The sequence below is a fragment of the Leptolyngbya sp. GGD genome (assembly GCF_026735145.1).
Lineage (GTDB): Bacteria > Cyanobacteriota > Cyanobacteriia > Leptolyngbyales > Leptolyngbyaceae > Leptolyngbya > Leptolyngbya boryana.
In genome coordinates this window covers 895,838-907,988 of record NZ_JAPQKE010000001.1, presented here as the reverse complement: position 1 = coordinate 907,988, position 12,151 = coordinate 895,838, and the positions used below count along the sequence as shown (strand labels likewise).

Here is a 12,151-nt window from a genome sequence, read left to right as displayed (position 1 = left end):
CGACGAGCCAAAGCATATCTCCATCACGGAAAACACCACCTATAGATACGGCGGATATGCGGTTCCATCAGGATAAATTTATACTCTGTTCTGAGTGAGATTTTGAGTTAAAGGACGTAGTTGATTTTGAAGCGTTCCACCTTGTTGAAGAACTGAGGTATCGATAACGTTTTTCAGTGTTTCTGCATCTTCGTGATTGATAAATAGATGGAGTTGGGCCCCTTGATAACTACGGAGAAACTGGGCAATGTTATCTGGAGAGAGATAGCGATCGTAATAATCGATGACGGCTTGCCGCATTTTTGCAATGGCGCTTTGATCCATTTGATTGATTGTATCAATGAGCGCAGGTAGTTCTTCTAGTGTTCGATAAGTCAAGCAATTCTGCCCATGCACCAGCGTCGGTGCGAGCCAATCTTCATAAGACAGAACGGGGATTGTGCCGACTGCCATTGCTTCGATGAGATTGTGGCACATTAGCATATATCCTCCTGGCAATGCCAAGAAGAAATTAGCACTGGCTAACTCAGAAAGCCATTGATTGACAATCCCCTTACAGGTGCAGAAAACACCAGAGTAATTCGTATACTGTTCGGTCTTGGTTACTAGCGATCGACGTTCTTGAAAGTTAGAAATCACACGAAGATTGAGACGACTAGACTGCTCAATTAAGAATTCAATACTTCGATCGCGTGATGGTACGCCATAGTATCGTTCTACAAGATGTTTATCGGTCACAAAGCCGACTGCACCTGAAAAGAACAGAGACAGAGATCGAGGATGAAGACGCAGTTGAGTCATTTGGTGCTTGAAATCTTCAAATCCTTCAAGAAAAGTAGGATGGACACTGTACGGCAGCATCAAAGAGTCGTTTGGGGGGATTTGTGAGACATCTGTTTCTAAAATTATCTTTGGCGCTTCATGTGATATGTGGTTGTCGATCAAATGTGTTGTTAAAGTGACTTTCGATTTCGGTATTTTTGAAGCAGGTGAAATTATCTTCAGGTTCTTAATCTTAAATAATCTTCTTCCTTCCTGTCCTAAATCAACATAGTTCTCTAGACTAAAATTCCACACGAAGATAACTTGCGAGTAAGTTAGACTTAAAATCCTTAGAACTTGATAAATATAGCGTTTTTGTATTCCCGAAATTTGAGCAACAATCACGTCATCTGTAGGAATTGGGCGAAGTCGGTGCTGTAGAGTCGCTAGTAAAAAACCAAAAAACTGGACACCTTTATTTTCAGTCAGTCTGGATGGCAGTCTTCTTTCGCGGATCATTAATTCAATGAATGAGACCACGATTTTCTTTGCATTCTCTAATTTCAGCATTGCTGTTTCTGCCTCAAGTTCTTAAATTGAGCATGTTGTTGATAAAGCTGTTCATATTGAGTGACGATCGCAGGTGCAGCAAAGCATTGTTCGACTCGTTGACGGCACTTTGATCGATCGAGCTTTGAAACTTGTGCGATCGCATCACATGCTGCCTCGATTGAATCGATCAAAAAGCCATCTATTCCTGGACGCACAATCTCCGGGAGTGCCCCCCGTGGACAAGAAATCACAGGGGTTCCACAGGCTAAGGCTTCGGTAAATACAATTCCAAAAGGTTCATCCCACTCGATCGGGACGATCATCGCGGCTGCCTGACCGAGCAATTCGTTTTTCTGCTGGTCATTTACCGCACCGACATACTCAATCCCGTCTTTACCTAAATGCGGCTCAATCTCTTCGCGCCAGTACTGTCCTGCTTCTCCAGTTGTGCTGTAGTTTCCAGCAATCAGTAAACGACGATTCGATCTCCGAGCCGCCTCGATCGCCGTATGTGCTCCTTTAATTCGTTCAATTCGACTCAAAAACACAAGCGGCGCATCTTCATCCACAGTAGGACGAAAGGTATATTTCTCGAGTTCTACACAGTTGTGAATCGGATGCCAGATGCCCCCAGAAGCGCGACCTGCTCGACAAATATACTCACTACAGCCTGTGAAGGTCAGCGATTCTCCAGCCAGTTTAACTGCCCAACTCGTGGTTCGTGCACTGGGATAGCGCTGATACGACATAATTTTGGGAATCGTCGATCGTAGTAGTGGGAGTAGGTAGAGAATGCGCGAAAAGCTATGAATGAGATCCGGTTGAAAGTCACGAATCGCTGATTTGAGCAGCAAAGTATTCTGAATCGCATCTAATTTGTCCTGCGATCGTTGCCCTTTCCAGACAAATTGTCGATCGGCAAGCGTGTTTGAATCTCGGTGCGCGACTAATCCAACCGTATGTCCACGCTGTTTGAGTTGCGTAATCAACAAATCAACAATTCTCTCAATTCCTCCATACAGTGTGGGTGGAACTGGAAGTTCAGGATCAGCCGTTAGTAAAATTCTCATTGCAAAACTCTGTGAACGCCCCGGCTAGGATGATAAACCAGCAACTCGTCAGCACTCTCTAGCGGTTTATCCCCAATGACCTGAAACTGATATCCTATCGCCGTTAATAACTCGCGGCACTGTTGCTGAATCTCATCACCGTGGGTTGCTAATACGATCGTAGGATGTGCTTGCTCTAGAATTGTTCTCATTCCCTGTAATGCAGCAACTTCCGCACCTTCAACATCCATTTTGATGTAATCAGGCAGAGGAATTTCGCCTTGATTCAGTAAACTATCTAGACTGATAGTTCTGACTTGTAAGCTACCTTGTGCAGCTAAATGTCCATGAAAACTACTTGCAGCTAGATCAAATGATGCAACTCCATCGGTATCAGAAATGGCAGCCTCAATCACGGTGACATTCTGAATCTGATTCATCTTTAAGTGCTGTTTCAAATAGTGTAAGTTCTTCGGCATCGGCTCGAATGCAAAGACACGACCGGATGAACCTACGAGCGCCGAAGCTAACAGGGTGTGGAATCCTACATGCGCACCCAAGTCAAACACAATACTGCCTGCCGCAATCGTCTGTTCTAACAATTGCTGCTTATCGTATTCGTAACTTCCTAACCAGCAACCATGCTGACTCGATCCAACTGTCCAGCGTTTGCCTTTGAGCTTGCCTTGTAAAATCGTCATTTGCATCTCTTTAGGCAACCACTGTAACGGCGATCGTAGCAGTTTACCAAGGGGAGATTGATAGGAAATTCCAGAAAAGTTCATAGCAGTGCTCGGTGGACAACAGATAAAAAGCGATGCTGTTCGATCTCCCAGTTATAGTGGCTTTGCCCTAACTGCCAAGCCTGCTGACGAGCTTGAGTCAAGTGATCCCGGTTCGATAGCCAGTGATCGAGCGTGTTCGCGATTTTGGTTGGATTATGGACATCTATTAATACAGAGGCAGATCCGAGTCGTCGGGATAATTCTAGCTGTGCTTGCGTTATGCTCATGAGCACGGGTAACCCTGCTAACAGATAGGTAAAAATTTTGTTAGTCAGACACAGATCGCGATTGCGAGGAGTGGTCAGTTCTAGCGACAAACCAATGTCATGTTGTGCAGCAAGTTTGATCATGTCTGGAGGTGGAGCAGACGGAAGAAAGTGAATGCGATCGCACAAGTTCATGGTCTCTGCTAACTGCATCAGTTGATCTCGATAGCCATTGGCGAGAATTCCGCGCAAATGTAGCTCGACAGGCGTTTGCATCTGCCCCATTGCCTGCACGATCGCTTCAATGCCTCGCCCTGCTCCGATCGTCTGCGAGAACCAATAGAGAGAAGGAACGGGTCTGGACTGTTTTGGTGACGAATCCGGGGCTTCAGATAAAGGAAAAACGTTTAAGATCGGCTCCATCTCAACCCCGTATCGTTTTACATAAGCATCTGCGATCCTGGGTGAAGCTGCGGTGAGATGATCACAGTGAGGCAATAAAGTGCGTTCAATGTGATCGCGAATTTGAATTTCTGCCTGGTTTTCGGGAGTATCTTCTAGTTCGCCCGTGTGAAAATCTTCCGCATCAAATCCAAAACGAGCCTTGTGATGTCTAGCCGCGATCGCAACCGCAGGAAGAGCCGCTAAACAATGAGCGATATAGAGATCAGCGGGTTCTGCCATTGCCGCTTTTGCAAGTCGATCGCTCATTGGACTATGCGCCCAGACTGCCCAAGGCAGATGAGGCATTTTCTGAACAATCTTGCGAGCTAGTTCTTGGCGAATTCGACGGCTGGAATAGTCGATGAGAGATCCAAGTCCGACTTGCACCCAAGACCACTCTGCCTTAGATAAGATTGCGGCATCTAATGGGCGGACTTCTGCCATGTAATCTCCCGCTACGACTCGCACCTGATACCCTGCCGTATGAAGACTATTTGCTTCTTTTACCAATCGAGGATTAGAGCCAACATGACCAGGACTGACTAAACACACTCGCTTCATAGCGTAAATCCTGCGGCACTCAACCCATCTCGTAAGTTCTCAATCAGCGATCGACGATAATCTGACCATTGCCATTTTTCGGCAGTCTCCAAAGCAGCTTGGCGCATCGCTTGCAGTTCTGAACGATGAGTCATACACCAGTTCAATGTTTCTGCCAGCGCGTCAGGATCACCTGCGGGAACAATTAGTCCATTCACTCCCTGTTGAATCAAATCCGCTGCACCTGCTCGATCGGTCGTAATCACAGGTAAGCCTTGAGCAAGTGCTTCGGTCACAACCATTCCAAATCCATCGCAGAGTGTGGGGAAAACAAGGACATCCGCTTGTCGATATCGTTCGTAAAGCACTGTGCGCGGTACGGTTCCAGAAAGGTGGACAGAGTCAGGAAGATCAGCTGTTAAGGTAGCAGGTAATCCCATTGATCCCAAAACTTGGAGCTGAGCGTGCTGGGGTTGTAGTTGTTGCCATGCCTGAAGTAAATAATGTGCTCCTTTGCGGATACTGAAGGTTCCTGCCCATAAAAACTGTATCGGAGTAGACTGCGATCGTGGTTCTTTCACTGCCGCTAAGTTTACAGGTGGTGCACCATAAGGAACGACTCGAACTTTTGTCACATCTAATCCAGCTGCAGCATAAGACGCTTTCGTAAATTCAGAATTTGCAATCACGACATCTGCAAGTTCCCATTCTCGTCTACGTCGCTGTGTGCGTTCTGCCTGTCGCTGTTTCACATATTTGCGGTAGGGAGTTTCTAGTTCGGGATAGCGCTGAAGTTCCTGAGAAAGTAGATTTTCGACAAATTCATGTTCTGGTGCTGGAACATCATAGATACAAGCAATTCCCTTTTGTTTTGATGCCTCAAATGTCGCAAGGCAAGCCGTTTCATATCCATAAACTGCCTGACTCGAGCGCACTGTTTCTTGAGCAACCCAATGATCGTAAGCATTCAGCCCACGATGAAAAAACCAATCGCTGACTCGTCGATCGCGATCCACTCGACCGATACATAGTTGCAAAATTTCGTACCAAGGATTGTCTTTGACTAGAGTCAGCGGAAACTCTGTGATGGCTCTGCGAGAGAGTTGTTTTGCGAGATCGAAGTGAATACGATCGCTCAAGGTTGTCAATGTTCTGGTCAGACCGCGATCCGGGCGATAAACGATCGTCGTTGCGAATTGACTGAGAAGATTTGCTTCATAGAGTGCTCGTCCCACTTGTTGCACAAATGGGGTGGGAGCGGGATGGGCGAGGGTAATGGTATTGAGAGCAGCAGTCATGTTCAACAGATCAGCAGTGGGGTGAGTTTTTTGCGAATCATGGGCTGTAGAATTCGCTCTAGTAGAATCGACAACCCGATCGAGAGTCCGAACCAAATAATCAATCGCAGCAAATAGCTCCAGAGCGTTCCTTGAATGGGAAAGAATTGCTGAATTGCTTCCATCACAGGTAAATGAATGACATAAAACGCATAAGAAATTTGTCCAATTGGAGCAAAGATTTTCAGAATAGTAGGAGAAATTCGGACTCGCCAAAGCGCGATTGCGAGTAGCGAAATGACTGCCAGTAAAATCCAAAAATCTTGCTGAAACAGACGACCTTTCAGAATGATTGGAATCAGATTAGTGATCGGAACCAATAAACAAATCAATTGCAGCCACTTAAATCCGGGAAATTCTCGACGTGCAACGCCCGCAATTAGCAATAGACAAATTGGCAACCATCCAACCGTCGCTAAGTTGACACGCCCAATGTGGGAATTAGACCACCCTAAAACTTGAAACAAAATTCCAAAGGGTCGAACGTGGAAAAATGCGATAAACAAACAGAGATAACTGAATAGAGGAATTTGCTTTTGATCAGAAGACGGTTCGACTTTCCAAGCCAGCCACAAGCCCACGAGCCAAAACAAGAACCCGGTCGAGAAACTTGCTAGAATTTGTATCCCAAACGCTGAAGATGGAATCAGCCATCCGAGTAAGCACAATCCAGTAGCGATCGCAAAAACTGTAATCACTTTCGGTCTCAGCCACCAAATGAGGAGAAAGAGTAAGTAAAATACGACTTCATAACTCAAGCTCCACAATGCACCGTTTCCAGTAATGACAGGGACGGTAAGCCCTTGTAGGAAGAGCGCATTGCCAAGGATGGTTCCCCAACTATCTCCAGTTGCAAAGGGAATCGAACAGACGATCGCAATCCAATAAATTGGTACGAGTCGAATCGTGCGACGGATAAGATAGCGAATCATTTCCTGACGCGAGAAATCAGCCGTTGTGGTTAAACCAATGACGTATCCAGAAAGTACAAAAAAGAGTAAAACACAGGCTGGACCTGGATTAAGATATCCCCAAAGGCGATTGGGCTGAAATCCTGGATCAAGCTCTGGACCGAGCACATGATAAAACCCAACAGCAAGCGCAGCATATCCTCGTAACCCTTCAAGTGCCCAATCAAAAGCGCGACGGATGCGATTCGATGAATCAGGCACAAATGGACTGAAAAGCTGGAATTCCTTTAAGCGTGGGTTAGTAATCATAAGCGCGACTTTGGCTGAACGTAGGTGAATGAGAAATGTCATACCAAATCGATTTTTAAGTGCGACAGATCTCTGACCTCCCCCAACCCCTCCTTAGCAAGGAGGGAAGCAGAAATACCACGTTGGCAAGGGGGAGTGCCGTAGGCAGGGGGGCAAGAATCTGTGGCGATGAAAGATCAAATTCGTATCAGTCAATGCCCTGATTTCGTGACTTTGGATAAAAGCGGATAAAAGCGTTCCGATTTGTCGATGAATCTGCCGTTGTAGTTGTCCTTTTCGATGACGGCTCACATATCGAGCGATGATCAATCGTTGCTGCCAGCTTCGCCAGAAATACGATCGCTGAGGACAGGCCTGTTGGATCGATTGGATTAGCTTCCCGATCGCATGAACTCGAATGGCTGGATCAAACCAAGTCTCCTAGGCTTTTCGAGCCAGTACACCCATTGTTTGAGCTTCAGGTTCGTATTGAGCCAGAAGCTGTGGAAGTTGATGAATCTGACGTTCATCGATGCGTAGTGAAAACTTCTCCCAATTGCACCCTTCAGGAAAGACCCAACCTTTTGCAAGAATGACTGGCACTCGACCTGCCTGCATGGTTTCAAACAGTCGGTAAGAAGAGACTCCATTCCCTCTTGGACAGAGAACAAAGCGACTTCGCAAGAGTAGCTTCGCATATTCAATCTGTAAATCTTGATGTCGATCGTCGGTTAATAGTCCATCCCAAAGATTCAGACTCTTCTGAATGAACACATCCGATCGCTGAAAGTCGATTTCAAACAATCTGGCTCGAATCGGTGACGAAATCGACCCGACAAAACTAACGAGCAAATCAGGCTGAATATCATTGCGCTGAACATGCTCCTCAATGTAGGGATTCGTAGCAGAGGAATAGCAAAACGATCGATGTTCTCGCGAGTCAAAATCCCGTTGATGCAGTGAAGCGTATAGTCCTGGCAGGATTGGGAGCGGAAAATCTTTATCATCCCAGAGAACACAGCGATTGGGGAACTGTTTCACAAGCGGATGATGTCTAAGATCAAAGTAAAAATTAGAGTTGAACAAATCAAACCCTGCAACATGAGTCGCAAATACAAAAATATCGGCTGCTTCTATATGAGAAACGACCTCGTGACATTGGGGAGCAACCGTTCGACTTTGCCGTTTTAGGTCTGCGACAAACTGCTCAATCTTTTGCCGCTGCCACAGTTCTGGACAGTGATCGCTAGGGAAAAAGATCTTCATGATAGGGCTAAGAAAGATTTTTGCTCGGTCAGTCCCAGATGCACCTGAATTTTGTTTAAACTTTTAGCGATCGTATGATCTGAAAGAGCACGTCGTTGTCCTTTCTGCCTGATTGTTCGTCGTTTTGCAGGATCGGCATTGAGATGCTGAATTTTTTCAACTAGCTCTTCAGCCGTTCGATAAGTTTCAATCTCCTCGCCTAGTTCGTAGAGGTGCTCTAAGCCTTCTGCCCACTCAGTAAGGTAACACGCACCCATCATCGGTGCTTCAATGTCTCGCATTCGAGAATAAGTATGCGGCTGAGTGAAGGAATAGTGAAAACTGGGATAGCGGTTAATGCCTAAAGTAATGCGACTTCTCTGAAGAATCTCGATGTAGGCTTCTGCATCCGGTTGAGGTTTTACCCAAGCCGAGAATGTAGAGCTTGGAATACCAGGAATTGATCGGCTTTGGAGCTTTCTGATCCAAGCTGAAGCCCCTTGTTCCGCAATAAACTGCCATTGATTCCTCAAGGTCTGCCAGCGACTCTTCGGTTCAAATAAAGATTTGGCAGTCAGTTCAGAACTCCATCCTGCACCTCGCAGTTCGATTTCGCCGCCTAACTTGATCACCTGGTCAAGCAATGCTGCACGTTGAATATCGTAAGAGCCGATAAAGCTTACACTGTCAATTTCAGAATGGTTCCAAGTCCGTTGCTCAGCCGCAATCCAGACGGGCATTGGCGCATAGAGATAGTTGAGCTTTGCCCGTTGATAAAGTTTTAAAGCCGCATACTCCGGAACCCAGTGGAGATCAAACGGATAGAACGATCGCGGAACTTGGCGCAGTTGCCGGACATTATCACAAAAGAAATTGACGCAAGGGATTCCAAGCTCTTGAATTGCGCGAATTGCACTCGGCTCAACTTGTTTGGGAAACAGGTAGCTGAGAAACAGATCAATTTGCTGTTGTTGGTGTTGTTGTCGAATGATATCGATCGCACGGCTCCAAACGCGATCTCGCCACTGTTTCAGGTCTTGAGGATCAGAATAAACGAGTCCTTCAGCCCAATCGATCGCTTCATCATCTGTCCAGATATGTCCAGCTTCTTCAATCCCAGCTTTAAGGTAAGTCTGCCAAAATCCATACGCTGGAACAGGGTGGCGAACTTGAGATTGCTGACAACTTAGGAAAATTCGCATCGTGTTACTCCTCATTCCCGGTGCGAGCTTGATACGCCAGTTTCTGTGTCCATTGTGAAAATCGCCAACCCAGAGCAAGCTTTTGATATCCATAGTGATAGATTTGCTTTTGTAGGGATTTAGCACGTTGCCATCCCACCAAACAACATAGAATCTGTAGTGCTGGACCTCCTGGCATAGGAAGATTTGAGCCTCCGAGTTGCTGAATCTGCTGGTCTAAGTTCTGTCTTAAATCTGGAGCATCGGGATAGATGGTATAAATTAAACTTTGCAAGGCATTAGCACAGGTTTGGCGAGTGCGGGGACTGTTTTCGACTGAGAGCAAATGTTGAGTACCAAGCTTCATCGATAGAACTGCTGATTTCCAAGCCGCATAAGATGTTGATCCACTGAGGTTCTCGGAACTACCAGAACGGTAGTAGGTTTTCGCCCCCCAACAAAACTTTACGCCTTCACTGGCAAGTAGAATCCGGCTAAAGTACTCAAAATCATTAATCAGCGAGAGATTTGCATTCCATCCGCCTGCTCGATCTGAAATAGTCCGAGGAATCAACCAAGCGGCTCCGTGCATCATGTAGCTTCCCTCCCAAGCTGTGACTAGCCAATCGATCGGTGAAAAATCTGCCCAAAGAACTTGAGGGATAAAGCGGGCTTCTGCTGGGGTGTGATAAAACCGCGCCCATTCTCCTGCTGTAACATAGGGGGAGTTGCTATCTCCAAGAAGTTGAATTTGCCGCTCGATCTTATCGGGAGCCAGTAAGTCATCTGCATCTAGGTACTGGATAAAGTCACCCTGAGCCGCTTCGAGTGCTCGATTCTCAGAGGCACTTTGCCCTTGATTCGATTGGTGAATGATTTTGACAATCTTCGACTCGTATTGTTTCGCGATCGCCAATGTATTGTCTTGAGAGCCATCATCGACAACAATGATTTCAAGATTGTCCCAAGTCTGTGCGAGAGCAGAATCGAGTGTTTCTGCTAAGTATTCTTCGGCGTTATAAGCAGGAATCAGAATCGAAACGAGCGGTTTCATGGGAGTTATGCAGGTGAGACAGAGTAGCGGCGTTTGAGTCGTTCGTACCAACAATTAGGGCTATACGTCGCGTTTTTATCGATCTGATTTTGTCGCCAAATTTCATTCCATAAATGGAGTGCATAGCTCTTATGAGTCACTCGCCCTGGGTTGGTATAGGGACGAACGATCGGGCGAATTTGAGCTTTAACGGCTTTAACAAATGTTTGTGGAGTGAGAACAGAATCGTGGCGAACAATCTTGTCAACAGCTCTCCAACTAATCGGACAAAAAGCTTTAGAAGAAACAATAGCATCTTCATAGTGCAATTCGCGAATTGAAGTTTGTAGCAAAATGGGACCAATATCGCCATATCCAATCTCGTTTGCTTCTTTCTCTTCGCATTTTTCAATTAGGTAGGCTAGCAGGCTACTGCCAGTAGGAGCTTTCAAAACGCAAGTATTCGCACAATCTCCCCACTGTGCCTCGTAGCTTGATGAAATAACATGCGCGGGCGAAAAATCGAAAAACTTGAGGCAGATGACATCTGTGTCAGCCCACCATCCACCTTTTTGGTACAGCAGATGGAAGCGAAACAGATCAGCAAAGCCTGCATAACTGCCCTTACCAAAGCCAGATTGATAAGTGAAAATGCGATCGCTAGACAAAATCTCGCGCCCATCTTTCACGATCGTGCCTTTTGGGATATTTTTAACAGGCTCATAAGTATAGAGGTGATACTCATGACCGTTCTGAAGAAAGGACTGAATCGAAAGCTGTTCCATTATAGAAAGCTCTCCTCCAATCCATAACCCTTGAATGACTTTATTTGTATCTTTCATAGTGCAGCAATATGTTTCCAGGCATAACGGAAATACCAAGGCTTAGAGTCTGCAACATAGTGGTGTAAGACCGCTTGGGGATCGATCGCTTCTTCGCGATCGGGTTTCACAATGTAGTCCTGTATGGGTGCGATCGTGCAAGATTTTCCCGCCATCAGCATTGCGACTAAGGCTTGTTCCTGGTAGTAATGTGTTCCCTGCTGTTCAATCAGTGTTTTGCACCAAAACTCTAGCTGCTCCCAGTCGATCTCATTGCTGTTTAGCCCACAGATGCCAACATTGAGTTGATCCGCGATCGATGCCTGAGCGAGTTCGGTCATGAGTGTTCTGGAGTAGCCATACGATGGCTCAATATCAATCATATGACATGGATGCTGCGGAGATTGTAGCCAGTCTGTCAGTAAAGTTGGAGAGCGAAAGAACAACATATCTGAATCTAAAACGAGCTTCCAGCCAGTTGAACCTGCGTGGATGTCTGTGATCTTCCGCATGTGGGGATAGTTCGATCGTCGCTCTCGTAGAGAAGGAAATTTCGCAATCGGCAGATAAGATTCAATGCGGTCTTCAATTTCTGAATGCAAGATAATTTGGACATTCGGAAAAATGCGGTGCAGTTCGTCTTGGTAAGCTTGTGCTAAAGAACCATCATCATGAATCACAGGACGAAGCGGAATCGGACTATATTGCGCCATTGAATAGGCACAGAAACAAGTCTGATACCAGAATCTTTTCCCTGTGAGAAAGTGAATGTCAAACGCTGGAGCAGTGGAAATTGGTAAGGGTTTTAAACCATAGGCTGCTCTCTCCATTTGCGCTCTGGCTTTGTTGTTGATTGCACGATCGAGGAGTCCTTCACGCATGAGCGAGGTCACAAAACCTTTGGGTGCGTAGTACAGGCGATAGAACAACACACCCAGTTTTAACTGTTTTGACAATTGGCGCAAATTTTGATTGGGGGTGCTGGTCATCATGGAAG

Annotated in this window: 11 protein-coding genes; all 11 read right to left on the bottom strand. The window is 46.1% G+C overall.

Annotated elements, in window-relative coordinates; translation table 11 throughout:
* Window positions 1–78: 78 nt before the first annotated feature.
* The 11 genes from OU814_RS04195 to OU814_RS04145 all read right to left on the bottom strand — a co-directional run bounded on the left by OU814_RS04195 (window position 79) and on the right by OU814_RS04145 (window position 12,146).
* Window positions 79–801, bottom strand: coding sequence for a glycosyltransferase (locus OU814_RS04195; protein ID WP_268180760.1), 723 nt, complete (start codon window positions 799–801; stop codon window positions 79–81).
* Window positions 802–1,325: 524 nt separating this feature from the next.
* Entirely contained in the window at window positions 1,326–2,384 is a 1,059-nt protein-coding gene (locus OU814_RS04190) for a glycosyltransferase (protein ID WP_268180758.1), read from the bottom strand.
* Entirely contained in the window at window positions 2,381–3,148 is a 768-nt protein-coding gene (locus OU814_RS04185) for an FkbM family methyltransferase (protein WP_268180756.1), read from the bottom strand. The genes OU814_RS04190 and OU814_RS04185 overlap by 4 nt, the downstream gene beginning before the upstream one ends.
* On the bottom strand, window positions 3,145–4,359 hold the full coding sequence (locus OU814_RS04180) for a glycosyltransferase (RefSeq protein ID WP_268180754.1): 1,215 nt from the start codon (window positions 4,357–4,359) through the stop codon (window positions 3,145–3,147). The genes OU814_RS04185 and OU814_RS04180 overlap by 4 nt, the downstream gene beginning before the upstream one ends.
* Window positions 4,356–5,636 carry a glycosyltransferase family 4 protein gene (locus OU814_RS04175; RefSeq protein WP_268180752.1) on the bottom strand — a complete coding sequence of 427 codons (1,281 nt, stop codon included), beginning with the start codon at window positions 5,634–5,636 and terminating at the stop codon, window positions 4,356–4,358. Before OU814_RS04175 ends, OU814_RS04180 begins: the two co-directional genes overlap by 4 nt.
* 2 nt (window positions 5,637–5,638) lie before the next feature.
* The gene (locus OU814_RS04170) at window positions 5,639–6,895 is read right to left on the bottom strand and encodes an acyltransferase family protein (RefSeq protein WP_268180750.1); all 1,257 of its coding nucleotides are present in this window, start codon (window positions 6,893–6,895) and stop codon (window positions 5,639–5,641) included.
* Window positions 6,896–7,315: 420 nt separating this feature from the next.
* The gene (locus tag OU814_RS04165; protein WP_268180748.1) at window positions 7,316–8,140 is read right to left on the bottom strand and encodes an exostosin domain-containing protein; all 825 of its coding nucleotides are present in this window, start codon (window positions 8,138–8,140) and stop codon (window positions 7,316–7,318) included.
* Window positions 8,137–9,321, bottom strand: a complete 1,185-nt coding sequence (locus OU814_RS04160; protein ID WP_268180746.1) for a glycosyltransferase family protein — start codon at window positions 9,319–9,321, stop codon at window positions 8,137–8,139. The genes OU814_RS04165 and OU814_RS04160 overlap by 4 nt, the downstream gene beginning before the upstream one ends.
* Before the next feature lie 4 nt (window positions 9,322–9,325).
* Window positions 9,326–10,354: a glycosyltransferase family 2 protein gene (locus OU814_RS04155; RefSeq protein ID WP_268180744.1), complete on the bottom strand. Its 1,029-nt coding sequence runs from the start codon at window positions 10,352–10,354 to the stop codon at window positions 9,326–9,328.
* A gap of 5 nt (window positions 10,355–10,359) precedes the next feature.
* Window positions 10,360–11,175 carry a glycosyltransferase gene (locus OU814_RS04150; RefSeq protein WP_268180742.1) on the bottom strand — a complete coding sequence of 272 codons (816 nt, stop codon included), beginning with the start codon at window positions 11,173–11,175 and terminating at the stop codon, window positions 10,360–10,362.
* A complete protein-coding gene (locus OU814_RS04145) occupies window positions 11,172–12,146 on the bottom strand; it encodes a glycosyl transferase (RefSeq protein ID WP_268180740.1) in 975 nt (324 codons plus the stop codon). The genes OU814_RS04150 and OU814_RS04145 overlap by 4 nt, the downstream gene beginning before the upstream one ends.
* Window positions 12,147–12,151 lie beyond the last annotated feature (5 nt).